The organism is Streptomyces sp. G5(2025) (assembly GCF_049542075.1).
GTDB lineage: Bacteria > Actinomycetota > Actinomycetes > Streptomycetales > Streptomycetaceae > Streptomyces.
The window spans coordinates 4,134,915-4,158,864 of the sequence record NZ_JBMUZT010000006.1 but is presented as its reverse complement, the minus strand read 5'-3'; the positions used below and the strand labels follow the sequence as shown (position 1 = coordinate 4,158,864).

The window sequence follows — 23,950 nt, the reverse complement described above, 5'->3', positions numbered from 1 at the left end:
CCGGGATCGCGGCGAGGCTGGTGGCATGACCACAGCAGCCGCACACGTCGCCCCCGCCCCGACTCCTCCCACCACCGCCCCCGCCTGGACCGTCCGGGTCGCCCACGCGCTGTCCCTGCTCGCACTCCCCGTCTGCGTGTGGCGGCTGCCCTTCGCCTTCGGGTACGGGATGGGCGGGGCGGCCCCGGACCCGGTGTGGTGGAACACGCCGTACGTGCTCGGGCTGAGCGTGCTCACCGAGCTGGCCGCGCTTCTCGGCCTCGGGTTCGTGCGCCGCTGGGGCGAGGTCTTCCCGGCCTGGGTCCCCCGCCTCGGCGGGCGACGCGTACCGCCCGCCGCCGTGATCGTGCCGGGGGCTCTCGCGGGGGTGCTCTTCAGCGCGCTGTGCGCCGACTGGCTCGCCCTGGCCTTCACCGAGGGCCCGCGAGGCTGGCCCTACGCCGACGGCTGGAACGTCCTCGCGATGACGGTGAGCGGACTGATGACGCTGTGGGGGCCGCTGCTGCTGATCCTCACGGTCGCTTACCACCGGCGCCGACGGTAGGCGCCGGGAGCGGTCCTGTCAGGTGCGGTAGCGGGGAAACGCGTCGGTTTCCAGCGTCCACCGGTCCACCTCGACGGTGTCACCGAACTTGTAGCGGCGGGGGGCGTCCGCGTAGCGCGGCTCCCCGGCGGAGGTGTCCGGCCCGGAGTGCACGGTGATCGTGCCGTCCCGGGGGTCGACGATCACGTAGACGGGGATGCCCATGCGGGGGTAGTCGCGGAGCTTGGTGATGTGGTCGTTGCCCGGGTTCGAGGGGGACACGACCTCGACCGCCACGGAGACGTCGGGGCCCAGCGTGGCGAACTCCTCCGTCTGCCGGTCGCGGACCTGGCGCGTCAGGAGGAGCAGGTCCGCCGACCGGCACAGACCGAGGTCGGGGCGGTGCACGCGGTTCTCCGCGAGAGCGACCGCGTCGCGGTCCTGGGACCGGATCTGGAAGACGACCTCCGACACGATCTCACCATGAGAATTTGAGGGGGACATCATGTGGACGGTGATCTCCTGATTCGCAATGTCTGCCCGCACCAAGTCGCCGCGGCACTCCGCAAGGGCCACGATCTCCTCGGCGTACTCACCGAGCTGCTGATACGTGACCGTCGGCTTGATCGACTCCACCGGCTGCGCACTCATCGGGCTACTCCTCGCTCGGGCATGACGGAGATGCTCTCCAACCGTAACGCCGCTCGCTGTCATGTCCGCCAGCCTTCCGGACATGCCGAAGGGGCGGGTCGCACTCCAGCGCGACCCACCCCTTCGAGTGAGCTGAACCCCGGACCCCGGGGCGGGCGGCTCAGACGAACGAGTTGATCTCGATCGTCTCCGTGCGGCCCGGGCCCACGCCGATCGCGGAGATCGGGGCGCCGGACATCTCCTCCAGGGCCTTCACGTAACCCTGCGCGTTCTTCGGCAGGTCGGAGAAGGTCTGGGCCTTGGTGATGTCCTCGGACCAGCCCGGCAGCATCTCGTAGATCGGCTTCGCGTGGTGGAAGTCGGTCTGCGAGTAGGGGAGTTCCTCCACGCGCTTGCCGTCGATCTCGTACGCCACGCAGACCGGGATCTGCTCCCAGCCGGTGAGGACGTCGAGCTTGGTGAGGAAGAAGTCCGTCAGGCCGTTCACGCGGGTCGCGTAGCGGGCGATCGGGGCGTCGAACCAGCCGCAGCGGCGGTCACGGCCGGTGGTGACACCGCGCTCGCCGCCGATACGGCGCAGATCCTCGCCGTCCTGGTCGAACAGCTCGGTCGGGAACGGGCCGGCGCCGACACGGGTCGTGTACGCCTTGAGGATGCCGATGACCCGGCTGATCTTCGTCGGGCCCACGCCCGTACCCGTGCAGGCGCCGCCCGCGGTCGGGTTCGAGGAGGTGACGAAGGGGTACGTGCCGTGGTCCACGTCCAGGAGCGTGCCCTGGCCGCCCTCGAACAGGACGACCTTGTCCTCGTCGAGCGCGTTGTTGAGGATCAGGGTCGTGTCGGCGACGTACCGCTTGATGTTCTCGCCGTGCTCCAGGAGCTGCTCGACGATCTGCTCCGCCTCGATCGCGCGGCGGTTGTACAGCTTCGTGAGGAGCTGGTTCTTGATCTCCAGCGCCGCTTCGACCTTCTGCTGAAGGATCGACTCGTCGTAGAGGTCCTGCACGCGGATGCCGGTGCGGTTGATCTTGTCGGCGTAGGTCGGGCCGATACCGCGCCCGGTCGTCCCGATCTTCCTCTTCCCGAGGAAGCGTTCGGTCACCTTGTCGACGGTCACGTTGTACGGCGTGATGATGTGCGCGTTACCGCTGATCAGCAGCTTCGACGTGTCGACGCCGCGCTCGTTCAGACCGCTCAGCTCGGAGAGCAGGACCGACGGGTCGACGACGACTCCGTTGCCAATGACCGGGACGCAGTCCGGGGAGAGAATCCCGGAAGGGAGGAGATGCAGCGCGTACTTCTGGTCGCCTACGACGACGGTGTGGCCGGCGTTGTTGCCGCCCTGGTAACGCACTACATAGTCCACGGAGCCACCGAGCAGGTCAGTGGCCTTTCCCTTGCCCTCGTCACCCCACTGAGCACCGAGCAGCACAAGTGCGGGCACAGGCGTACACCCCTTCCGGGCGGGGCATGTCCAAGGTCAGGGGCCGTAGCCGCCGTATGGGTGTGCCTTGGATGCTGCCCCGGAATAGACGAAGCCCCTGGCGCAATAGCGCAAGGGGCTCTTGCACAAAGATGCTACCCGAGGTCTCAAAGAACGGCTAAAAGAAAGGGCTCGCGGTGTCGGCTCGCGACCAGCTCCTCGTCGTCATCGACCCGGTCGCCCGGCGTGCGGACGGTGAGTCGGTACGGATCGCGAGGGATGTGCTCGGCGCGGGTGCGGCGGTGCGCTTCTGTCTGCCGGACGGGCCCGAGGACTTCACGAAAGCCCTGGCCAGGCGGGGTGCACGCCGCCTCGTGGTGATCGGTGACGACCGTGCGCTGCTGCGGGCCGTACAGGCGCTGCACCGGGAGCGGGGGCTGGCCGCGTCCGCGCTCGGGCTCGTCCCCGTGGGGGCCGCGCAGACGCTCGCGCGCACGCTCGGCGTGCCCGCCGGGGCGGTCGCGGCGGCGCGGAACGTCCTCGATGGGGCGGAGCGGCGGCTCGATCTGCTGGTGGACGAGAGCGACGGGGTGGTGCTCGGCGATCTGCGGATCCCGCCGGTGGACGGCGGGCTGCTGTCCGGCCCCTCGTCCGGCCTGGCGTCCGATCCGTCGTCCGGCCGGGCGGTCGCCTCCGCCGTGTCCGCACGTGCCTCCGGTCTCTCCCGTGCCTCCGCCGCCGAGGGGCACGCGTGGCTGCGGACCTGCCAGTCGTTCGTACGCACCCTCGCCACGCGGCCCTCGCGGGTGGCGGCGCCCCCGGCGGCGGGGCCGTCGCGGCTGCGGGTCGAGGCGGACGGCGTCACACTGGTCGACCTGGACCAGCCGGTGGAGGGCGTGCGCGTCACCACGGGGAACAGCGGCCTCGCGCAGGTGGAGGTGCGGCCCACCTCGGTGGGCGCGGAGGCGGCGCCACTGCGGGTACGGGCCCGGAGCGTCACGGTCTCGGGGGCGGACTTCCGTTACCGCGCCGACGCGGTGGTGGCGGGACCGGTCCGCACGAGGACCTGGACGGTTCATCAGGGGGCGTGGGGGCTGACCCTGCCGGGCTGAGGCCTGTTCTCCGAGGTCGCCCCTTCAGTCGCGGCCGAACGGGCCCTCACGGTGGGACCGGAACAGCTCCTGCAGGGAGCTGGGGGGGCGAAGCCCCACCAGGGGCGCGGGGAACTGCGCGACCAGCCGCGACGCCCCCGCGGACCCGACGACACCCACGGCCGCCCCCCGCCCCCGGTTCACACCTCGACACGCAACTCCCGAAAGCCCCGGATCACGAAGTTCGGGGCGCGCCGAGGCTCCGCGGCGAGCCGTAGCCCCGGGGCCCGGCGCAACAACGCCCGCATCGACGCGGCAAGCTCGATGCGGGCCAACGGCGCCCCGACGCAGTAATGGACACCCGCGCTGAAGGAGAGGTGGGGGTTGTCACGGCGGGCGAGATCCAGTTCGCCGGGGCGGGTGAACACCGCCGGATCATGGTTGGCGGAGCCGAAGAGCAGGGCCAGTTCGGAGCCGCGCGCAATGGTGGTGCCGTCGATCTCGATGTCGTCGAGTACCCAGCGTTCGAAGAGCTGGAGCGGCGTGTCGTAGCGCATCAGCTCCTCCACGGCCGTGGGGACCAGGCCGGCCGGGTCGGCGCGCAGGGCGGCGAGCTGGTCCGGGTGGCGCAGCAGCGCGTACCAGCCGTTCACCGTGGCGTTGACGGTCGCCTCGTGCCCCGCGTTCAGGAGCAGCACGCAGGTGGAGATCATCTCCTGCTCACTGAGCGACTGCCCTGACTGACCGGACTGACCGGCATACGCCGACTGCCCTGCCTGCCCTGCCTGCCCTGACTGCCCGGCATCGGTTGCCGCGATCAGGCCCGAGATCAGGTCATCCCCCGGCTTGTCCCGCCGAGCCGCGATCAACTCCCGCAGGTACGCCGAGAATTCGAGCGATGCGGCGACCGCTCGGGCCGCCGTCTCCTCGGAGGGTTTCAGTTCGTACATCCCGCAGATCGCCGCCGACCAGGGCCGCAGCAGGGGCCGGTCGCTCTCCGGGATGCCCAGCATCTGGGCGATCACCGCCACCGGCAGCGGCTCGGCGACGCGCGCCGCGAGGTCCCCGCCTCCGTCCGCCACCAGGTCACGTGCCAGGCCGTCCGCCGACTCCTCCACGTACGCACGAAGTCGCTCGACCGTGCGCGGCGTGAAGGCCTTGGCGACGAGGCGGCGGATGCGGGTGTGCGTGGGCGGCTCCAGGTCGAGCATGCCGTTGTCGTTGAGGACGTGGAACGGCTCGTGCTCGGGTGGCGGGGCCGGGCGGCCGAACTCCTCGTGGGTGAAGCGGTGGAGATAGGTGCGGCCGAGGCGGCGGTCGCGCAGCAGGGCGGAGACGTCCGCGTGGTGGGGGATCAGCCACTGGTCGGTGGGCGCGTTGTAGTGGACGCGGCCCGCCGCACGGAGCCTGCCGTACGCCGGGTAGGGGTCGGCCACGAACTCCGCTGCGGCGGGGGTGAAGACCTCGGAGGGATCGAAGGGTGCGGGCGGCGTCATGGCGGGACGCTAAGGGGTTCGCGGGGGTCGTGAACAGCCTGCGGGTGCTTCGTGGCTTGTCGCGCAGTTCCCCGCGCCCCTTGGGGGCGTTGTCCGGGGGCGTCCATCAGCCCGGTGTCACCAGTCTCGCCTCGTACGCGAAGACCGCCGCCTGCGTCCGGTCGCGCAGCCCCAGTTTCACCAGGACCCGGCTCACGTGTGTCTTGATGGTGGACTCGGCGACCACCAGGTGGGAGGCGATCTCCGCGTTCGACAGACCCTGCGCGATGAGCACCAGGACCTCCGTCTCGCGCTCGGTCAGCTCGCCGTACTGCTGCGCCTGGACCGCCGCCGATAGCCGCGGCGTCTCCGCCATCCGGGAGAACTCGGTGATCAGACGGCGCGTCACGGTGGGCGCGAGGAGCGCCTCACCGGAGGCCACCACCCGTACGCCGTCGGCCAGTTGGCGGGCCGAGGCGTCCTTGAGGAGGAATCCGGAGGCGCCGGCGCGCAGCGCCTGGTACACGTACTCGTCCAGGTCGAACGTGGTCAGGACGAGCACCTTCGACGCGCCGTGGGACGCGACGATCTCGCGGGTCGCCTCGATGCCGTTCAGCTCGGGCATACGGATGTCCATCAGGACGACGTCGGGAGCGAGTTCACGCACCCGCTCGATCGCCTCCCGGCCGTTGACCGCCTCGCCGACGACCTCGATGTCGGGCATGGCGTTGAGGAGGACGGAGAACCCTTCGCGGACCATCATCTGGTCGTCGGCGATGAGAACGCGGATGGTCATGCGCGGTCCTCCCCCGCCTGGCCCGCCTGATCGATGGGGTCGATCCGGTCGGTCCGGTCGGCCCGGTCGGCGAGCGGCACCGGCAGGAAGACGGTGACCTCATAACCCCCCTCGGGCGTCGGTTCGGCCGTCATCTCGCCGTTCAGCATGGTGACGCGCTCCCGCATGCCCGTGATGCCGTGGCCCGCGCCCGGGGACGCTTTGACGAGGCCGGTCGCCGGGCCGTTGACGATGCGCAGACCGAGGCCGCCGAGGACGTACCCGACCTCCACGCGGGCCGGGGCGCCGGGCGCGTGACGCAAGGCGTTGCTGAGCGCCTCCTGCACGATGCGGTACGCCGACAGCTCGACGCCCTGCGGCAGCTCACGGACCGCGCCGGTGATCACCTTGTCCACGGTCAGGCCCGCGTCGCGGACGTTGTCCAGGAGCCGGTCGAGGTCGGCGAGGGTGGGCTGCGGGGCGTCCGGCGCCTCGTAGTCCTGCGCCCGTACGACACCGAGGACGCGGCGCAGCTCGGTCAGCGCCGCCACCGCGTTCTCTCGGATGGTCACGAACGCCTGCTCCAGCTCGGGCGGCGGGTTCTCCACGCGGTAGGGCGCGGCCTCCGCCTGGATGGCGACGACCGACATGTGGTGCGCGACCACGTCGTGCAGCTCGCGGGCGATCGTGGTGCGCTCCTCCAGGAGCGTGCGCTTGTCGCGCTCGATGGCGGTGACGGTGCGCTGCACGGTGACCTCGTGCTCGGCCTCGCGGCGCACGTGCGCCATCGTGGTGACGAGCAACGCGACCGCCGAGAAGAACAGCAGCACCGGGGCGTCGGATCCGGAGCCGTAATAGCCGTCGTCGATGTACCACTCGGCGGCCAGGGAGTACACCGCCGTCGTGAGCCACATCCACAGGGCGGTGCGCGGTCGGGTGCGGGCGGCCACCACGACCATCACCACGATGTGCGCGAAGAAGGCGGCGGGCGTCCACGGCCAGCCGTCCGAGCTGTTCCCGAGCGCCGCCGCGAACGGGGCCGCGGCCAACGACACCCAGAAGGCACCCACCGGCCTGACCAGCGTCATCAGCACGGCGGCGGCCGGGACGAGACCGGTGAGGAAGTACGCGACCTCGTTGCCCCCGAGGCCCACCTGGTAGGAGATGCACACGGTGATCAGGGCGGCGGACACCACCAGGGCGTGCGGGCCCCAGAGGGCGTACCGGCGTATCCGCCGCGGGAGGAGGCGGGCCGTCAGCCCGCCCGTCGTCCGGGGAGGCAGCAGCCGGTAGACGAAGGCGTCGCGGAACAGCGCCTCGCGCAGGCCGCTGAAAGCCTCCCGCACGAAGTGGAACTCGGGGCTCTTCGGGCCTCTGGCCTTGAGCTGCTCAGTCGTATCGGTCACGGCTACGACGGTACGGGGGCGCGGCGGGCGGGTCGTCCGCAGCGAGAGGGGTTCCGGCATGTCCGTCGCAGGTACTACTCGTCGCAGGTACTACTCGACGGCCCGGGGCCTTGCCCGTAACCGGGGCCTTGCGCGGGCCCGGGGGCCGGGCCGGGGCCCGCGGCTCTGGCTCTCCCGCGCCCCGCGGTGCGTACGCCCCACCCGTGCGCCGGCCCCACTGCGGCCGGCCCTACTGCGGCCAACCCCGCCGCGACCTGCCCCGCTGCGCCCACTGCCCCCGTGCTCATGGGCGCGGAACGCCGCCCAGCAGACCGCGAGCGCCACCGCGAACACCGGCAGCCAGGCCAGGCGGGCCGACGCCCAGCCGAGCCCGTCCGGCACCGTGTGCAGGCCCGGCAGCGGGGCGCCGGTGAGCAGACCGAGCGCGGTGACCGCCATCAGAGCCGTCTGGTGCCAGAGGAATATCGTCATCGCGGAGAGGTTGACCAGGGCCACCGCCGCCCAGGCCGCGGGGGCACGCATCCACCGCCGCGAGCGTTCCCGCAGCAGCAGCGCGATGCCGCACTGGGCGAGGCCGAACGTGACGGCCGCCAGGGTGGGCGGGTCGAGGTTCGACACCGCCTCGCCGGGGACGCCGACCATCGACGCCGGATAGCCGCCCCACAGGATCAGCCCGGCGGTGGCCGCCGCCCCGCCGACGAGCAGCACCCCGCCGGAACGCCGTGTCAGCTCGCCGCGTGTCCAGGCCGCGCCCAGCGTGTAGGGCACGAGCCAGCCCGCCGCCACGTTGACCCAGCCGAGCCAGGCAGGCCCGCCGAAGCCGAACCGTATGGCATCCACGTGCAGGACGACGGCCAGCGGCCACAGCGGATGGAGCCGCGCCACGAGCGGCGTGAGAGCGGTGAGCACGGCGAAGACCAGCAGGAACCACAGCGGGGAGAGCGCCAGCTTGAGCAGGGCGCGCACCGTGTCCGCACCCGTGCCCGACACGACCAGGCCCCCGCCTATGGCGGCCCACACCACGAGCAAGGTGGCGACCGGCCGGAAGAGACGGCCGAGCCGGGCCGCGAGCCACGGGCCGTGGCCGATGCCCCGCTCCCGCGCCGACGCGTGGCTCTTCGCCGCCACGTGCCCGCCCACCAGGAAGAACACCGCGAGCGTCTGGAAGACCCAGGAGACCGGCGCGAGCCAGGGCAGGTGCCGCAGAGGGCTGTCGCCGTGGAGCACGCCGCCCTCCGACACCAGAGCGGTGACCAGCCAGTGGCCGCCCACCACGCCGAGGACGGCGAAGGCCCGCAGGGCGTCCACGGCGCGGTCCCGCTCGGGCGGTGTCGCGGCGTCGACGCGCCGGACGCTCCCGACCATTCGCCGCATCGGGGCCCGTACAAGCCGTGTCCGAGTCCTTCCGAGCCGTACCGGTTCAGGCATGGCTGACCTCCGCGTCCTGCCCGCGCACGATCCGCGCGAGGCTGTCGAGCGAGACGGAACCGGGCTTGAGGTAGTCGCTGTGGCCGCCGCTCCCGGCCGCGAAGACGCGGGCCCCGAAGCCGCGGGACACCGGGTCGGCACCGAAGCCGGCCGTGGTGCCGAAGAGGTCGACGCTGTGGTGCGGCACGCCGGAGATCCAGTCGTCGGCGCCGCGGCCCGCCCATATCCGGGCCGTGGTGCTCAGGTCCGCCGCCCGGTCGACGCCCGTGCCGGGGCTGCCGTACAGCGCGATGTCGGTGACGTCGAGAACGCGGCCACGCGGGCCCGAGGCGGCGCTCGCGCAGACCACGGAGCCGTACGAGTGGCAGAGCAGGGAGATCCGCGCGCGGGCGTTGACGCCGTGCAGTCGGCGCACGAAGGAGCGCAGCGCGGGCGCCGCGTCGTCCGCGCGGCCGGTGGTCAGTACGGCGGGGCTGACGGTCCCCGGCGTCTCGTACCCCAGCCAGGCCACGACGGCCGCGCGCGGGCCGAGCTCCTCCCGCAGGGCGAGGGCGCCCGAGCGGAACCTGCCGTACGCGTCCAGGGAGGTGTCGGAGCCCGGCACCAGGACGGCGACGCGGTCCGCGCCCGCCAGGTCGCCGAAGACCTCCGCGGTACGGCCGGCGCCCCGCCCGTCGAAGGCGAGGAACCGCCGCCCGGGCGAGGCCATGGCGCGCAGCACGGCGGCCCGGTCCCGCGCGCCGTACCGCTCGGCCATGCGGGCGGCCTCGGCGGCGTTGGCCCTGTTCGTGTCGTAAGCGGCGGTCAGCTTCGGGGCCGTGACACGGCCGAGGGAGGCGGGGGCCGGGGCAGGGATCTCGGAGCGCGCGGCGCCCGACACCGGGAGCGCCACGGCCAGGGCGACACCGGCCGCCAACAGAGTGCGGCGCAGCCGCCCGGCCCTGAACCTCATCGTGCGCCTTCCCTCCGCCGCGCGGGCCGGTGCTCCGACTCGCTTCCGTGGAAGGAAAGTTAGGTATCAGGCCCCGTCGCCCACATCACGCCGGGGTATGCAGTCGCCAGGTGGCTCTCCGGTATTACGGGTATCCCTGGGGATCATCCTCAGGGGCCGCCCCCCGCCCGGGGACGTACACCCCGCACCGGTCCTGACGCGCGCCTCACGGCACCGGCCTCAGAACGGCATGAGAACGGCATCAGAACGGCATCAGAACGCCAACTGCGCGATCTCCTCCGCCACCACCGCGCAGGCGTCCGCCGCCGGGTCGATCAGCGGGAAGTGGCCCACGTCCTCAAGGAGCGTGAGGCCCACGACCTCGCCCGCCCTCGCCGCCGCGTCCGCGTACGCCTCGGCCACGGCGTGCGGCACGGTGATGTCGGCGCGGCCCTGCACGACGGTCGTGGCGATGCCCGTCGGGAGCAGTGCCGCCGGATCGGCGTAGGGCAGCCGCTCCTCGAACCTGGCGCGGCCGCCCAGGAGTTGGGCGGACGCGCCGCCGCAGACCTCCAGCGCCTCGGCGACCGTGAAGTCGGCGATCGGCGCGAGCGCGACGACACCACGCAGCGGGGCCGGGCGTTCGGTGCGCCACGCCGCGTCGGCGGGCAGCAGGTGCCGCGCGGCCGCCCACAGCGCGAGGTGGCCGCCCGCGGAGTGCCCGGTGGCGACCGTGCGGCGCGGATCGGCCGACGGCAGGGCCTTGCGTACGAGCGCGGGGAGGGCGTCGAACGCGGCGGCCACGTCGTCGAAGGTCTCCGGCCAGCGCCCGGCGACGGGTCCTTTGCCGCCCTGCGCCGGGATGGAGCCGCCGCGCCGGTACTCGACGTTGGCGACGGCGAAGCCCCGGCGCGCGAGGAAGTCGGCGAACGGCGTTACATGCCGCCGGTCGTACGGCGCGCGCCAGGCGCCGCCGTGCAGGACGACGACCAGCGGCGCCGGACGGGCCGTGTCGCCCCGGGGCGCGTAGAAGTCGACGACCTGGTCGGGGTGTGCGCCGTACGCGGCGGTGGCGTCCGGCTCCACGGCGGGATGAGAGAAGGCCGATGCCTCCTCGGCGGCATCGCGGGCCACGGCGGCGTCGTCCGGCATGCGGGAACCTTTCAACAGCGGTGCGGCTGGCGGGCCTGGTCCCGGTCCTCCGGAGCCCGGAGGACCGGGACCAGGCTGACCAAGATGACCAAGCTGACCAAGATCCGCCGGACGCTACCAGCCCGGCGTACGCGCGGGAATCACCCGCCCGCCGGGCCTCGCCACGGGCCTCACAGCCGGCCTTGCGCCAGGCCTCACGACTCCAGGATCTCCGCGAGGACCCGCGCCGCCCGTTCGGCGTCGACGAAGGACACGTACAGCGGTGTGAATCCGAAGCGCAGCACGTCCGGCGCGCGGAAGTCACCGACCACGCCCCGCTCGGTCAGCCGCTTCATGACGTCCCCCGCAAGGGGGGCACCTCCCTGCTCGAACGAAGTTGAGAGCTTGGGGGAGCAGCGCAGCGCGACCTGGCTGCCGCGCTCGGCGTGCGCCTCCGGAGTGAGCGACTCCACCAGCCCCTTCGGTACGTACGCCTCGACGCACCGCAGGAAGAAGTCCGTCAGGGCGAGCGACTTGGCCCGCACCGCGTCCATGGAGACGCCGTCCCAGACGTCGAGCGCCGCTTCGAGGGCGAGCATGGAGAGGATGTCGGGCGTGCCGACGCGCCCGCGCAGCGCGCCCTCGGCCGCCTCGAACTCGGGCCGCATCCCAAAGGGCTCGGCGTGGGAGTTCCAGCCGGGCAGCGGCGAGTCGAAGCGGTCCTGGAGCTCTGCGCGCACGTAGATGTACGCGGGCGAGCCCGGGCCGCCGTTCAGATACTTGTATGTGCAGCCCACCGCGAGGTCGACGCCGTGCGCGTCCAGGCCGACGGGCAGGGCGCCCGCCGTATGGCACAGGTCCCACACGGCGAGGGCGCCCGCCGCGTGCACGGCGGCCGTCAGGCCGGGCAGGTCGTGCAGGCGGCCGGTGCGGTAGTCCGCGTGGTTGAGCAGCACGGCGGCCGTACGGGGGCTCAGTGCCGCGGGCACCTCGGCCGGGGTGAGCGGGGTCAGGCGGCAGCCGGTCAGCCGGGCGGCGGACCGGGCGATGTAGCCGTCGGTGGGGAAGGTCGTGGCGTCGACGATGATCTCGTCCCGCCCCTCGTCCCGGGCCCCGGTACCCGCGTCCTCGCCGCGCGCCAGGCGTACGGCCGCCACCAGCGCCTTGAAGACGTTCACACTGGTGGAGTCGCCGACCACGATCTGGCCGGGGGCGGCGCCGACCAGCGGGGCGATGCGGTCGCCGATGCGCTCGGGCGCGGTCCACCAGCCGCTCTCCTCCCACGAGCGGATACGCAGCTTGCCCCACTGGCGGTCGATGACGTCCGCGACGCGCTCCGGCACGTGGGCGGGCAGGGCGCCCAGGGAGTTGCCGTCCAGGTAGACGGTGTCGTCGAGGACGAACTCCGCGCGCTTGCCGCCCAGTTCGTCCTCGGCGTCCAGGGCCTTGGCCCGGACATGCAGGTCAGACATGGCTCCTCGCCGTCCACAGCTCGGGGAACACGTTCACCGACGCGCGCTTCTCCAGCCAGGCCACGCCGGCCGAGCCGCCCGTGCCCGTCTTGGAGCCCATCGCGCGGCGGGTGGCGACCAGATGGTCGTTGCGCCATCGCCAGACCAGTTCGGCGACGTCCGTCAGCGTCTCGCCGAGGCGGGCGAGGTCGCTGCTCTCGTCACCGGAGTAGAGCTCCGTCCAGACGGCCTCGATCTCGGGCGACGGCACGTACTTCTTCGACAGGTCGCGCTCCAGGACGGCGGCCGGGATCGCGTGGCCGCGGCGGGCGAGCAGCCTGAGCACCTCGTCGTACAGGCTCGGCTCGTGCAGCGCCTTCTCCAGCTCCGCGTGGACGCGCGGCGCGCCCCGGTGCGGGACCAGCATGGACGCCGACTTGTCGCCGAGCAGGAACTCCATGCGACGGTACATCGCGGACTGGAACCCGGAGCCCTCGCCGAGCGAGCCGCGGTAGGAGTTGAACTGCGCGGGCGTCAGCCCGGCGAGCGGCTTCCAGGAGTGGTTCAGGGCCTCCAGCTCGCGGATGCTGCGCTTGAGCGCGGCCACCGCGACGGGGATGTCGTCGCGGCGCAGGGCCTTCGCTGCGGTCTCCCACTCGTGGACGATCACGGTGAACCACAGCTCCATGACCTGGGTGGTGACCAGGAAGACCATCTCGCCGGGGTCGTTCGAGCGGAGGTGCTGGAGGTGGGTGAGGACGTCCGCCTGGACGTAGTCCTCGTACGGGGTGGTGCCGGCGAAGTCGAGGTTCGGGGCCTCGTGCGTCTCGACGGGCGTCTCGACCGGCGTCTCATGCGCCTCTGGGGACATCGCTGTCTCCTCGTACGTACTCCGGGTAGCGGTCCGCCCCTGCCGTTACCGACACGGGGGCCCCGGTCCCCACCGGAATCTTCCGCAACTTTCGGGGAAACGGCAAGGCACGCCAGTTCGACGACAGTGGCTACGACGCTACGGTGCTTTCACCCTGCAACGCGGCGGCGCTCCCGGCAGGCCCGCAGGTGCGCGGCGTTCCCGCAGCCCCGCACCGAGTGCCAGACGCCGCTGTTGTTGCGGGAGCGGTCGTAGAACGCGGCGGCGCAGGCGGGATTGCGGCAGATCTTCAGGCGGCGCCAGACACCCGAGGCCTGGGCGAGCAGCGCCTCGGCGAGCACCGCGGAGGCCAGCCAGCGGGCACCGGCGCCCTCCGGCTCCACGGTCAGCGTGCCGTCGCCCGCCAGGCCGACGACGACAGGGGCGGAGGTGAAACGCACCGCGGCCCCGCTCCCGTCCCCCGCGGCGAGCGCGCGCCGCACCTGGTCCCGCAGGCAGCGCAGCTTCGGCAGGTCCTCGTCCGTCAGCACGAGGTGCACGTCGGGGCGCCCCGTCTCGCGGGCCCAGCCGCGCACGGCTCCGTCGGACCACTCCTGGGCGGCGCCGAGGGCGCCGTCGCCCAGCAGGTCGGGCAGGTCGGCGGAGCCGGGGCGGCCGACGGGCGCGGTGTTCAGGAGCTCCTGGACGAGGGCGAGGCCGCCGGGCGCGGGGCTCAGGCAGTGGCGCTCGGTGGCTGGCCAGTTCATGCCTCTCAAGGTACCCGCCCTCACGAGGACATGAGCAAACCGCTTACAGTGCTGTCAGCACTATGGAACGCCATGGAACACCATGGAACGCCATTCGCACCAAGAGCCCCGGAGGGCCGCATGGAAGCCACGGAAGCGACGACGGAAGCCACCGAGAAGAAGGCAGCCACACCGGAAGCCGCGCAGCTGAACGGATCGGAGGCCTCCCGCGCCGCCCGCGTCCTCGGCCGCCCCTTCGACATCAACGGCCTCACCGTTCCCAACCGCATCGCCATGGCTCCCATGACCCGCGAGTTCTCCCCCGAGGGCGTGCCGGGCGCGGACGTCGCGGAGTACTACGCCCGGCGCGCGGCGGGCGGTGTCGGCCTGATCGTCACCGAGGGCACGTACGTCGACCACCCCTCGGCCGGCAGCAGCCACCGCGTCCCGCACTTCTACGGCGAGGCGGCGCTCGCGGGCTGGCGCGCGGTCGTGGAGGCCGTGCACGCCGAGGGCGGGACGATCGTGCCGCAGATCTGGCACGTCGGCGCGGCCCGCGACGAGGGCCAGGGCCCGATCCCCTCCGCGCCCCCGATGGGCCCCTCCGGCGTCGGCCTGGACGGCGAGGCCAAGGGCCACGCGATGACGGGCGCCGACATCGACGCGGTGATCGCCGCCTTCGCCGACAGCGCGGCCGCCGCCGAGCGGATCGGCTTCGACGGTGTCGAACTGCACGGCGCCCACGGCTACTTGATCGACCAGTTCCTCTGGGGCACCACCAACCGCCGCACCGACGGCTACGGCGGCGACCTCGCTTCCCGCACCCGCTTCGCCCGCGAGATCGTCGAGGCGGTGCGCGCGGCGGTCTCGCCGACGTTCCCCGTGATCTTCCGCTTCTCGCAGTGGAAGGCGAACGCGTACGACGCGAAGCTCGCCGCCGACCCGGCCGAGCTGGAGACCTTGCTGGCTCCGCTTGCCGCGGCAGGGGTCGACGCGTTCCACGCTTCCACGCGCCGCTACTGGCTCCCGGAGTTCGAGGGCGAGGACCTGAACCTCGCGGGCTGGGTCAAGAAGCTCACCGGCAAGGCCACGCTGTCCGTCGGCTCGGTCGGCCTCGACAAGGAGTTCCTGGGCGCGGGCTGGACCAAGGAGACCGCCTCCACCGGCATCGACCTGCTCCTGGACCGTATGGAGCGGGACGAGTTCGACATGATCGCGGTGGGCCGCGCGCTGATCGCCGACGCGGAGTGGGCGAACAAGGCGGTGACGGGCCGCCTGGCGGAGGCGGAGCCGTTCGACGCGAAGCTGCTGGGCGAGCTGCGCTAGCGCCCCACAGGGGCGCGGGGAACTGCGCGACCAGCCACAACGCACCCACAGCCGCACAGACCACCGGCCCGCATCCGCGAAACTGCGGGCCCGCGGACAAGGTGGTCACTGCCCCAGCGCCCCACAGGGGCGCGGGGAACTGCGCGACCAGCCACAACGCACCCACAGCCGCACAGACCACCGGCCCGCAGCCGCGAAGCTGCTGAGCGAGCTGCGCTAGCGCCCCACAGGGGCGCGGGGAACTGCGCGACCAGCCACAACGCACCCGCAGCCGCGAACTGCGGGCCCGCGGCCACGGGCATGCGGCATGCGGCATGCGGCATGCGGCATGCGGCATGCGGGCCCGCGGTCAACCGACCGCGGGCCCGCCCACACTCAGCCCAGCGTCTTCGCCGCCGTCTCCGACGAGTCCCGCAGGAAGCCCGCGCAGCGCTCGTACTCCTCCTCCTCGCCGATGGCCTGCGCCGCCCGCGCCAGGGCGTGCAGCGCGCGCAGGAAGCCGCGGTTCGGCTCGTGCTCCCACGGCACCGGGCCGTGGCCCTTCCAGCCGCTGCGGCGCAGGGCGTCCAAGCCGCGGTGGTAGCCGGTACGGGCGTACGCGTACGACTCGACGACGCTGCCGCGCTCGAACGCCTCGTCGGCGAGCTGCGCCCAGGCGAGCGAGGACGTGGGGTACTTGGCGGCGACGTCGGCGGGGGGCGTGCCGTTCGCCAGCAGCTCGCGCGGCTCCGGGTCGTCGGGCAGGTGGGTCGGGGGCGGTCCCCGAGCAGATCCTTGTGAATGGCCATGGGCCAAGTCTGCGGCATCGCGCCACGAAGAAGGCCCCGGGTCACCCGACCCGGGGCCCTAACCGCGCGAAGCGGGGTGTTACTTCAGCTTCGTACCGGTCGAACGCAGGTTCGCGCACGCCTCGGTGACGCGCTGGGCCATGCCCGCCTCGGCGAGCTTGCCCCAGGTGCGCGGGTCGTACGTCTTCTTCGAGCCGACCTCGCCGTCGACCTTCAGGACGCCGTCGTAGTTCTTGAACATGTGGTCCGCGACGGGACGCGTGAAGGCGTACTGGGTGTCGGTGTCGAGGTTCATCTTCACGACGCCGTTCTCCAGCGCGGTGGCGATCTCCTCGGCGGTCGAGCCGGAGCCGCCGTGGAAGACGAAGTCGAACGGGGACTGCTTGCCGTACTTGGCGCCGACGCCCTCCTGGAGGTCCTTGAGGAGCTCGGGGCGCAGGACGACGTTGCCCGGCTTGTAGACGCCGTGGACGTTGCCGAAGGACGCGGCCAGGAGGTAGCGGCCCTTCTCGCCGAGGCCGAGCGCCTCGGCGGTGCGCAGCGCGTCGTCGACGGTCGTGTACAGCTCGTCGTTGATCTCGTGGCTGACGCCGTCCTCCTCGCCGCCGGTCGGGGTGATCTCGACCTCAAGGATGATCTTCGCGGCGGCGGCCTTCGCGAGCAGCTCCTGGCCGATGGCCAGGTTGTCGGCGAGGGTCTCGGCGGAGCCGTCCCACATGTGGGACTGGAAGAGCGGGTTCCGGCCGGCCTTGACGCGCTCGGCGGAGACGTCGAGCAGCGGGCGGACATAGCCGTCCAGCTTGTCCTTCGGGCAGTGGTCGGTGTGCAGCGCGATCGTCACGTCGTACTTCGCGGCGACGATGTGCGCGAACTCGGCGAGCGCGACCGCGCCGGTGACCATGTCCTTGCTGTACTGGCCGCCCAGGAACTCCGCGCCACCCGTGGAGATCTGGATGATGCCGTCGCTCTCGGCCTCCGCGAAGCCGCGCAGCGCGGCGTGCAGGGTCTGCGAGGAGGTGACGTTGATGGCCGGGTAGGCGAACTTGCCTGCCTTCGCCCGGTCGAGCATCTCGTTGTAGACCTCGGGAGTTGCGATGGGCATGTGTCCGCTCCTTGTGATGTGCGGGTGGGGTGCTGTGCTGCTTGACCCTGACCTGGGGGCGACGACATCGTCGCCCCCATCTTTCCAGACGTGGCCGTCTTTCCGGACGTGGCCGTCTTTCCGGACGTGGCCGCCCTTCCGGAATCGGCCGCCGGTCCGGGCGCCGCCGTCAGTCCAGGCCGAGGTCGTCCTTCGAGTACGCGAAGAGGTACGGCACGCCCGCGCCCTCGGTGATCTTCTCGCCCGCCCCGGTGGCCCGGTCCACGATGGTCGCGACGCCGACGACCTCCGCACCGGCCTCGCGCACGGCCTCCACGGCGGTCAGCGGCGAGCCGCCGGTGGTGGAGGTGTCCTCGACGACGAGCACGCGGCGCCCCTTGATGTCCGGGCCCTCCACGCGGCGCTGCATGCCGTGCGCCTTGGCGGCCTTGCGGACGACGAAGGCGTCCAGGCGCTTGCCGCGCGCGGCGGAGGCGTGCAGCATCGCGCCGGCGACCGGGTCGGCGCCCATGGTCAGGCCGCCCACGGCGTCGAAGTCGAGGTCGGCGGTGAGGTCGAGCAGCACCTGGCCGACCAGAGGGGCGGCCTCGCCGTCGAGGGTGATGCGGCGCAGGTCGATGTAGTAATCGGCTTCGAGACCCGAGGAGAGGGTCACCTTGCCGTGCACCACGGCCTTGTCCTTGATCTGCTGGAGCAGAGCGCCACGTACGTCGTCAGTCATGCCGCTCAGCTTAAAGCCGCGTCCAGGTCCAGGTCGTCGCCGTCTCCAGCGGCTCGATGGGGGTGACCAGGCGCGGCGCGGTGTTGAGGCCGTTGGGCGGGCCGGTCTGCGGCTCCACGCACACGGCCGCCTCCTGCTCGTCGTAGACGACGACCCACTGCTCGCGGCTGGTGACGTTCACCGCGAGCCGCCCGGGCCAGGTCAGTGTCACGTCGACACCCTCGGGCATGCCGAAGCAGTCGTCCCAGGGGCCGGGCCGGGGGTCGACGCGGCGGCCGGTGGGCAGGTGGTCGTCGCCGCGCTCCTCCTGCCAGGCGGGCGAGAAGTCGACCCGTACGGGGTCGCCGCCGCCGTCCAGGGAGCGGTTGAACCACGGGTGCCAGCCCGCCTGCGCCGGGAAGGAGTCGCCGTACGTCTCGATGCCGAGGCGCAGCGTCAACGCCTCCTCGGTGAGTTCCACGATCTGGGTGACGCGCCCCGGGTAGGGCCAGGGGTCGGTGAGGTCGTACGTGAAGACGGCCTCCGTCTTCGAGGAGCGCGCCGTGCGCCATTCGGCGTCGCGGGCGAAGCCGTGGATGGCGTGCGGCGGGGAGTTCAGCGGCATCTGGTGGACGGTCGCGCCGTCCCGGAACCGTCCGTTCTCGATCCGGCCGCACCACGGGATCATGGGGAAGGCGCCGTACCGCTCCCCCTGCCGCAGCAGCTCGACGCCGCCGATGCGCAGACTTCCGATACGGCAGCCGTTGCCCGGCCGCACGGTCACTTCCGCGTCACCCGCGGTCAGCATCACGTCTTCTGTACTCACCGGGCCGACCCTACGGCGTACGCGGTCACCGGCGGCGGCGCAGGGCCCGGCCGACCACGATCGCCGAGGCCACCGCGAGGGCCGCGGCGGGGGCGGCCCAGCGGAGCGTGGCACCGGCGGAGAGCGTCTCGGGGGCGGGCGCGGGGGCGTACCGGCCGCGCGGCGGGGCGTGGTCGACCTCCTCGGCGCTGCGGCCGATCATCGTGCGGCGGGCGTGGGCGGCCTCGGCGGGCGGCACGTCGAGGTCGCTCACGTCGTCGATGCCGTCAACCCCGTCGATACCGTCGATACCGTCGACGTCGAGGTCGCGCAGCTCTTCGTCGTCCTCGACGTTGACGGCGTCGTCCACCTCGATGTCGTCGAGATCCTCGTCGTCGACACCGTCGTCGACACCGTCGTCGGCGTCGAGGTCGTCGCTCAGCGGGTCGAGCGAGGGCGGCGGCACCTCCGTCTCGAAGACGGTGGGCGCCGGGACAGCCGAACCGGGCGGGCCGGAGTCCGCGGGCGCCGCCTCCGCGAGGCCTTCCGCGAACCGTTCGAGGAGCCTGCGCACAGCGGATTCCACAGCCTGTGGAGAACTTTCCGTGATCCGCCCCTCGGCGGCCGCCGTCCCGCCGAACACCACCGTGGTGCCGGTGCCCCCGGCGGCCGGCATCAGCCGCACGGTCAGCGCGAGCTTCACGGAACCGGAGCCGCGCACCTCCGCGCCCTCGCCCTCGATCACGTACGTCCCGTCGGCGCGGCCCTCGGCCCGCGCCACGCACCGGTAGGTGACGGTGTGCCCGCCGGCGCGCACCTTGAGCCGCCCGGAGAGCGGCTCGGCCGCCTCCTCCGCGTCGCGCTGAAGCCCGGGCACCGCCCCGGCGACCCGCTCGGGGTCCGCCAGGACCTGCCGGAGACGCTCTGCCGAGACCGGAACGAACACCTCATGCTCCATGACAGTCGAGCCTACCCACGCACACGCTTCCATGTACGCCTCTTGCGCTGCCCGCGTACGTCAGTTCGCGTAACGCGGATGCACCAGGGTCGACGCCGGGAGGCCCGCCACCCTGGTCGGCCCGGCCGAGCGCACCCCGGCCCGCACCAGCGCGGAGCCGGTGGCCTCCCGCAGCGCGGGCCGCGCCCGCGAGGCCAGGACGAACCCCCAGTCGCGGGCCCCGCGCGCCCTCTCCGACGTGCGGTCGGGCCCGGCGGCGAACCCGGACTGCCGGCCGCCCACGCGGTACGGCACGGTCCGCAGCCCCGCCGCGCGCACCGACGCCTCCACCGTCCAGAAGGCCTGCGGCCGGATCGACACGGGCCCGGCGTGCACGGCGAGGCGGCCACCGGGGGCGAGAACGCGCGTGGCGAGGCCGTAGAACTCCAGGGAGTACAGCTTCGTGCCGGCGGTGATGCCCGGGTCCGGCAGGTCGGAGAGCACCACGTCGTACGTCGCGCGCGCGGAGCGGAGCCAGCGGAACGCCTCGGCGTGGACCACCCGCAGCCGCGGGTCGCGGTAGGCGTGGCCGTTCAGCTCGCTCAGGGCCGGGTCGTGGCGCGCCAGGTCGACGACGCCCGCGTCCAGTTCGACGATGTCGAGGCGGCGCACCCCGCGGTGGCGCAGCACCTCGCGCGCCGCGAGGCCGTCGCCGCCGCCGAGGATGAGCACGCGCGCGTGGGGGCCGCGCAGCGCGGGTGCGACGAGCGCCTGGTGGTAGCGGCGCTCGTCGCGTCCGCTGATGCGCAGCCGCCCGTCGAGGAAGAGGTCGAGGGAGTGGCGCCGGCCGCCGGTGAGGACGACCTCCTGCACGTCGGTCCGGACGGCGACGCGCGCGTCCGCGCCGTAGACCGCCCGCCGCGCGGCCCGCTCAAAGTCGTCGACGAGCACGGCGGCCGAGGCGAGCACGGCCAGGACAAGGACGTTCGCCGTGAGCACCGCCCAGCGCCCGCGCGCGCTCAGGCTCCGCCCGAACAGGCCGAGGACGAGCGCACAGCCCGTGACCGCGTTGACGGCGCCGGTGAACAGGGCGCCGGTGAGCTGTCCGAAGGCCGGAAGCAGCAGGAACGGGAAGGCGAGTCCGCCGACCAGCGCGCCCACGTAGTCGGCGGCGAACACGTCGGCGACGGCGCCGCCGGCGTCCTGGCGCCGGATGCGCTGGATGAGCACCACGAGGAGCGGCACCTCGGCGCCGATGAGGACGCCGATGGCCAGGGAGAACGCGGCGAGGAGGTAGCGCGAGCCGCCCGCCCACACCTCGCCGCGGTCGCCGGTCCAGGCGAAGGCCGCGTACAGCGCCATGGCGCTGCATCCGCCGACCAGCGCGAGCGCCGCCTCGATGAGCCCGAACGAGGTGGGGGCGCGGCGCCGCAGCCGCTTGGCGAGCAGCGAGCCGATGCCCATGGCGAAGACCATCACGGAGAGCACGACGGAGGCCTGGGTGACCGAATCGCCGATCAAGTAGGCGGCCAGGGCGACGAGTTCGAGTTCGTAGACGAGCCCGCAGGCAGCGCAGACGAACACGCCCACCAGAACGAGGAACCGTCCTGCCCTGGGCGAGACGGGCAACCGCACCGTCGACTCGTCGAGCATCCGAGAACGCTACGTCACCACGCGCACGAGCCAAGTCCCCCACACGGGTGCACATGGGGCCGTCACCCGGCCGTGCCGCCGGGCCCCGACACGCCCCGCGACCGTTCGCACGCGGGCGGCGGCACCGCCCACGGCCACCGCTAGGCGGCCCGCGGCACTACCCACGGCCACCGCTACGCGGGCAGCGGTGCCCGTACGCCCACCTTCGACCGGGTGGCGACCAACTGGCCGTCCTGCGGGTACGCGTGCCACGTGCGCCACATCACCGCCCCCTCGTGCCGCTGGGCCAGCAGGGCGGTGAAGGCGTGCGGGCTGCCGGGGAACACCCCGGCGAGACCGTGCGGGTGTTCGCTGACGAGGGCGAGCAACTCCTGCGCGCGGCCCGCGAATTGCCCCCGGGACAGCGTCTCCACGCGCGCGGCGAACTCGTACTCCCAGTCGCCCACCCGCTTGGACACGCCGAGGGGGAGGGGTGTGCTGCTGCCGGGGATGCAGGCCACCGTCTCGGAGCAACTGCCCTGCTCCTCTTCGAGCAGCACCTGGTGCGAGGCGCCGAGAAGTCTCAACTGCATTTTGGCGTCGGCCAGTTCCACGTCGAGCGTGGCGAGCGCGGGCAACGGCTCGCGGCCAAGGGCCCAGGCGAGGTCCTCGGCGCGCGTGTCGGTGTAGACGGTCTTCAGGGTCGTGAGCATGGGTCGGCTCCGCTAACACGCAATGGAGGTGGGGCCGGCGCACCCGGATCGGATACCGGGAGGTCGGGAATACCGGCTCGTACCCACGAGGCCGTCACGTACAGCTATCCAGGGTTCGGTTCGTCAAACCCAGAAATGTGCGACGGACGTCCGAGGGCGGTACTGGCGCTAAGAGGGAATCATGGTCGACGACAGTGCCACAGCGTTTTTACCCAACTTCGTAGGGTTTCCATTCCCCTGGGGGCTGCACAGTTCAACTGTTCAATGCCGCAACCGTGCCGGACAACAACAAAGCGCCCGGCGGGAGTTGCCTGCCCCCGCCGGGCGCCGGCTGGAACCGGTGGACCAGCTGCCCCGTGTCAGCTGCCTCCGCCGCATCCACCCCCGCCACCACCGCCACCACCGCACGAGGAGCTGCCGCCCCCGCACGAGGAGCTGCCTCCGCAGGAGTGACCGCCGTGGTGGCCGCCGTCGCCACCGCCGCTGTCACCGCCGCCGACCCACCAACTGCCGCCGCCCGCCGCGCCCGACGCGGTGCCCGAACGCCACGAGGAGCGGGAACGGCGGCTGCCGTTCCGACCGCTTGCCCGGCTTCCTCCGCTTCCTCCGCTTCCTCCGAAGTTGACCGCCGCGACCACGGCGGCGATGAACACTGCGACGAAGATGAAGGCCACGAACACGGCCACCACGCCCCTTCCGTTCCCCCGAAGCGCGGTCCCCCGTGGGCCTCGCTCCTTGCGTGACAGGGGGATGCCCCCGGGCACGGCGGCCCAAAGCAGAGTTGAGGAAGTCCAGAGGTTCGGCGCAGGATGGCGGCCATGACCTCCACTTCCGGGAGCGGGCGCCCGCTGCTCAACCGCCGCCTCGCCGAGTTCGGTACGACGATTTTCGCCGAGATGTCCGCCCTCGCGGCCACCACGGGCGCGATCAACCTGGGCCAGGGCTTCCCGGACACCGACGGCCCCGAGTCCGTCCGCGAGGCCGCGGTGCGGGCGCTGCGCGACGGCCGCGGGAACCAGTACCCGCCGGGCCCCGGCGTCCCGGAGCTGCGCACGGCCGTCGCCGCACACCAGCTCGACCGCTACGCCCTCACCTACGACCCCGACCTGGAGGTCCTCGTGACGGCGGGCGCTACCGAGGCGATCGCGGCGTCCCTGCTGGCCCTCGTCGAACCGGGCGACGAGGTCATCGCGCTGGAGCCCTATTACGACTCGTACGCCGCCTCGATCGCGATGGCGGGCGGCTCCCGGGTCCCGGTGACCCTGCGGCCCTCGGACGGCCGCTTCCACCTGGACCTCGACGAGCTGCGCGACGCGGTCACCCCCCGCACTCGGCTGATCCTCCTCAACACCCCGCACAACCCGACCGGCACGGTCCTCACGCGCGCCGAGCTGACGGAGATCGCCCGCCTGGCGGTCGAGCGCGACCTGCTCGTCATCACCGACGAGGTCTACGAACATCTGGTCTTCGACGACGCCGAGCACATCCCGCTCGCCTCGTTCCCCGGCATGCGCGAGCGCACGGTCAGCATCGGGTCCGCGGGCAAGACGTTCTCGTTCACCGGCTGGAAGGTCGGCTGGGTGACCTCCACGCCCGCTCTGGTGGCGGCGGTCCGCTCGGCGAAGCAGTACCTGACGTACGTGGCCTCGGGCCCGTTCCAGTACGCCGTCGCGGAGGCGCTCGCCCTGCCCGGCTCCTTCTTCGCCGACTTCCGCGCGGACATGCGGGCCAAGCGGGACCTGCTCAGCGAGGGCCTGGCCGCGGCGGGCTTCGACGTCTACCGCCCGGCCGGCACGTACTTCGTGACGACGGACGTCCGCCCCCTGGGGGAGAGGGACGGCTTCGCCTTCTGCCGCGCGCTGCCGGAACGGGCCGGGGTCGTCGCCATCCCGAACGCGGTCTTCTACGACCACCGCGAGGCGGGCGCGCCCTTTGTCCGTTTCGCCTTCTGCAAGAAGGTCTCCGTCCTCGAAGAGGCCGTGTCCCGGCTCAAGGCAGTGGCGCGCTGAGTCCGGTACGGGTACGCCAAGAGCCCGGCCGGGGCTTGTCCCCCGGGCCGGGCTCCC

At 72.7% G+C, this 23,950-nt stretch carries 21 protein-coding genes and 1 pseudogene; 4 read left to right on the top strand and 18 right to left on the bottom strand.

The features are described from left to right. Positions 1-25 precede the first annotated feature (25 nt). Complete coding sequence (locus ACOBQB_RS29705) at positions 26-544, top strand: hypothetical protein (protein WP_423595956.1); 519 nt, start codon at positions 26-28, stop codon at positions 542-544. A gap of 18 nt (positions 545-562) precedes the next feature. Here ACOBQB_RS29705 and ACOBQB_RS29700 read toward each other — a convergent pair whose 3' ends face one another. Both ACOBQB_RS29700 and ACOBQB_RS29695 read right to left on the bottom strand, forming a co-directional pair. Beyond that, positions 563-1,174 carry a Uma2 family endonuclease gene (locus tag ACOBQB_RS29700; RefSeq protein ID WP_423595954.1) on the bottom strand — a complete coding sequence of 204 codons (612 nt, stop codon included), beginning with the start codon at positions 1,172-1,174 and terminating at the stop codon, positions 563-565. 160 nt (positions 1,175-1,334) lie between these two features. Beyond that, on the bottom strand, positions 1,335-2,618 hold the full coding sequence (locus tag ACOBQB_RS29695) for an adenylosuccinate synthase (protein ID WP_423595952.1): 1,284 nt from the start codon (positions 2,616-2,618) through the stop codon (positions 1,335-1,337). A gap of 176 nt (positions 2,619-2,794) precedes the next feature. On the opposite strand from ACOBQB_RS29695, the gene ACOBQB_RS29690 reads away from it, so the two are divergent. Beyond that, positions 2,795-3,709 carry a diacylglycerol kinase family protein gene (locus tag ACOBQB_RS29690; RefSeq protein ID WP_423595950.1) on the top strand — a complete coding sequence of 305 codons (915 nt, stop codon included), beginning with the start codon at positions 2,795-2,797 and terminating at the stop codon, positions 3,707-3,709. A gap of 179 nt (positions 3,710-3,888) precedes the next feature. Here ACOBQB_RS29690 and ACOBQB_RS29685 read toward each other — a convergent pair whose 3' ends face one another. The 9 genes from ACOBQB_RS29685 to ACOBQB_RS29645 all read right to left on the bottom strand — a co-directional run bounded on the left by ACOBQB_RS29685 (position 3,889) and on the right by ACOBQB_RS29645 (position 13,902). Next, positions 3,889-5,184: a cytochrome P450 gene (locus tag ACOBQB_RS29685; RefSeq protein WP_423595948.1), complete on the bottom strand. Its 1,296-nt coding sequence runs from the start codon at positions 5,182-5,184 to the stop codon at positions 3,889-3,891. A gap of 106 nt (positions 5,185-5,290) precedes the next feature. Beyond that, a complete protein-coding gene (locus tag ACOBQB_RS29680; protein ID WP_423595946.1) occupies positions 5,291-5,959 on the bottom strand; it encodes a response regulator in 669 nt (222 codons plus the stop codon). Further along, positions 5,956-7,344, bottom strand: coding sequence for a sensor histidine kinase (locus ACOBQB_RS29675; protein WP_423595944.1), 1,389 nt, complete (start codon positions 7,342-7,344; stop codon positions 5,956-5,958). The genes ACOBQB_RS29680 and ACOBQB_RS29675 overlap by 4 nt, the downstream gene beginning before the upstream one ends. Before the next feature lie 90 nt (positions 7,345-7,434). Beyond that, positions 7,435-8,718, bottom strand: a complete 1,284-nt coding sequence (locus tag ACOBQB_RS29670) for an acyltransferase family protein (RefSeq protein WP_423595942.1) — start codon at positions 8,716-8,718, stop codon at positions 7,435-7,437. A gap of 46 nt (positions 8,719-8,764) precedes the next feature. Beyond that, entirely contained in the window at positions 8,765-9,724 is a 960-nt protein-coding gene (locus tag ACOBQB_RS29665) for an alpha/beta hydrolase (RefSeq protein WP_423595940.1), read from the bottom strand. Positions 9,725-9,976: 252 nt separating this feature from the next. Continuing rightward, positions 9,977-10,855, bottom strand: coding sequence for an alpha/beta hydrolase family protein (locus ACOBQB_RS29660; protein WP_423595938.1), 879 nt, complete (start codon positions 10,853-10,855; stop codon positions 9,977-9,979). Positions 10,856-11,049: 194 nt separating this feature from the next. Further along, positions 11,050-12,306, bottom strand: coding sequence for a kynureninase (gene kynU / locus ACOBQB_RS29655; RefSeq protein WP_423595936.1), 1,257 nt, complete (start codon positions 12,304-12,306; stop codon positions 11,050-11,052). Continuing rightward, on the bottom strand, positions 12,299-13,156 hold the full coding sequence (locus ACOBQB_RS29650) for a tryptophan 2,3-dioxygenase family protein (RefSeq protein ID WP_423595934.1): 858 nt from the start codon (positions 13,154-13,156) through the stop codon (positions 12,299-12,301). The genes kynU and ACOBQB_RS29650 overlap by 8 nt, the downstream gene beginning before the upstream one ends. A 149-nt stretch (positions 13,157-13,305) precedes the next feature. Further along, positions 13,306-13,902: a CGNR zinc finger domain-containing protein gene (locus ACOBQB_RS29645; protein ID WP_423595932.1), complete on the bottom strand. Its 597-nt coding sequence runs from the start codon at positions 13,900-13,902 to the stop codon at positions 13,306-13,308. Between the two features lie 186 nt (positions 13,903-14,088). On the opposite strand from ACOBQB_RS29645, the gene ACOBQB_RS29640 reads away from it, so the two are divergent. Further along, positions 14,089-15,207: an NADH:flavin oxidoreductase gene (locus ACOBQB_RS29640; RefSeq protein ID WP_423598841.1), complete on the top strand. Its 1,119-nt coding sequence runs from the start codon at positions 14,089-14,091 to the stop codon at positions 15,205-15,207. 375 nt (positions 15,208-15,582) lie between these two features. Here the strand turns inward: ACOBQB_RS29640 and ACOBQB_RS29635 are convergent. The 7 genes and pseudogenes from ACOBQB_RS29635 to ACOBQB_RS29605 all read right to left on the bottom strand — a co-directional run bounded on the left by ACOBQB_RS29635 (position 15,583) and on the right by ACOBQB_RS29605 (position 21,884). Beyond that, positions 15,583-15,995: pseudogene (locus ACOBQB_RS29635) on the bottom strand (DUF3151 domain-containing protein). 79 nt (positions 15,996-16,074) lie between these two features. Further along, complete coding sequence (gene fbaA / locus ACOBQB_RS29630; protein WP_423595930.1) at positions 16,075-17,097, bottom strand: class II fructose-bisphosphate aldolase; 1,023 nt, start codon at positions 17,095-17,097, stop codon at positions 16,075-16,077. A 169-nt stretch (positions 17,098-17,266) separates the two neighbouring features. Then, positions 17,267-17,818, bottom strand: coding sequence for an orotate phosphoribosyltransferase (gene pyrE, locus ACOBQB_RS29625; protein ID WP_125514075.1), 552 nt, complete (start codon positions 17,816-17,818; stop codon positions 17,267-17,269). Between the two features lie 10 nt (positions 17,819-17,828). Further along, a complete protein-coding gene (locus ACOBQB_RS29620; RefSeq protein ID WP_423595927.1) occupies positions 17,829-18,623 on the bottom strand; it encodes an aldose 1-epimerase in 795 nt (264 codons plus the stop codon). Between the two features lie 25 nt (positions 18,624-18,648). Beyond that, entirely contained in the window at positions 18,649-19,560 is a 912-nt protein-coding gene (locus ACOBQB_RS29615) for an SRPBCC family protein (RefSeq protein ID WP_423595925.1), read from the bottom strand. A gap of 60 nt (positions 19,561-19,620) precedes the next feature. Further along, positions 19,621-21,192, bottom strand: coding sequence for a polyamine aminopropyltransferase (locus ACOBQB_RS29610; RefSeq protein ID WP_423595923.1), 1,572 nt, complete (start codon positions 21,190-21,192; stop codon positions 19,621-19,623). Between the two features lie 173 nt (positions 21,193-21,365). Beyond that, on the bottom strand, positions 21,366-21,884 hold the full coding sequence (locus ACOBQB_RS29605) for a DUF2617 family protein (RefSeq protein WP_423595921.1): 519 nt from the start codon (positions 21,882-21,884) through the stop codon (positions 21,366-21,368). Positions 21,885-22,702: 818 nt separating this feature from the next. Here ACOBQB_RS29605 and ACOBQB_RS29600 point away from each other — a divergent pair. Continuing rightward, the gene (locus ACOBQB_RS29600; RefSeq protein ID WP_423595919.1) at positions 22,703-23,893 is read left to right on the top strand and encodes a pyridoxal phosphate-dependent aminotransferase; all 1,191 of its coding nucleotides are present in this window, start codon (positions 22,703-22,705) and stop codon (positions 23,891-23,893) included. The last annotated feature ends 57 nt before the right edge of the window (positions 23,894-23,950 follow it).

Coding starts and splice junctions, on each gene's coding strand:
- ACOBQB_RS29705 (WP_423595956.1), top strand. CDS start 26: ATGACCACAGCAGCCGCACACGTCGCCCCCGCCCCGACTCCTCCCACC.
- ACOBQB_RS29700 (WP_423595954.1), bottom strand. CDS start 1,174: ATGAGTGCGCAGCCGGTGGAGTCGATCAAGCCGACGGTCACGTATCAG.
- ACOBQB_RS29685 (WP_423595948.1), bottom strand. CDS start 5,184: ATGACGCCGCCCGCACCCTTCGATCCCTCCGAGGTCTTCACCCCCGCC.
- ACOBQB_RS29680 (WP_423595946.1), bottom strand. CDS start 5,959: ATGACCATCCGCGTTCTCATCGCCGACGACCAGATGATGGTCCGCGAA.
- ACOBQB_RS29670 (WP_423595942.1), bottom strand. CDS start 8,718: ATGCGGCGAATGGTCGGGAGCGTCCGGCGCGTCGACGCCGCGACACCG.
- ACOBQB_RS29665 (WP_423595940.1), bottom strand. CDS start 9,724: ATGAGGTTCAGGGCCGGGCGGCTGCGCCGCACTCTGTTGGCGGCCGGT.
- ACOBQB_RS29660 (WP_423595938.1), bottom strand. CDS start 10,855: ATGCCGGACGACGCCGCCGTGGCCCGCGATGCCGCCGAGGAGGCATCG.
- kynU (WP_423595936.1), bottom strand. CDS start 12,306: ATGTCTGACCTGCATGTCCGGGCCAAGGCCCTGGACGCCGAGGACGAA.
- ACOBQB_RS29650 (WP_423595934.1), bottom strand. CDS start 13,156: ATGTCCCCAGAGGCGCATGAGACGCCGGTCGAGACGCCCGTCGAGACG.
- ACOBQB_RS29645 (WP_423595932.1), bottom strand. CDS start 13,902: ATGAACTGGCCAGCCACCGAGCGCCACTGCCTGAGCCCCGCGCCCGGC.
- fbaA (WP_423595930.1), bottom strand. CDS start 17,097: ATGCCCATCGCAACTCCCGAGGTCTACAACGAGATGCTCGACCGGGCG.
- pyrE (WP_125514075.1), bottom strand. CDS start 17,818: ATGACTGACGACGTACGTGGCGCTCTGCTCCAGCAGATCAAGGACAAG.
- ACOBQB_RS29615 (WP_423595925.1), bottom strand. CDS start 19,560: ATGGAGCATGAGGTGTTCGTTCCGGTCTCGGCAGAGCGTCTCCGGCAG.
- ACOBQB_RS29610 (WP_423595923.1), bottom strand. CDS start 21,192: ATGCTCGACGAGTCGACGGTGCGGTTGCCCGTCTCGCCCAGGGCAGGA.
- ACOBQB_RS29605 (WP_423595921.1), bottom strand. CDS start 21,884: ATGCTCACGACCCTGAAGACCGTCTACACCGACACGCGCGCCGAGGAC.
- ACOBQB_RS29600 (WP_423595919.1), top strand. CDS start 22,703: ATGACCTCCACTTCCGGGAGCGGGCGCCCGCTGCTCAACCGCCGCCTC.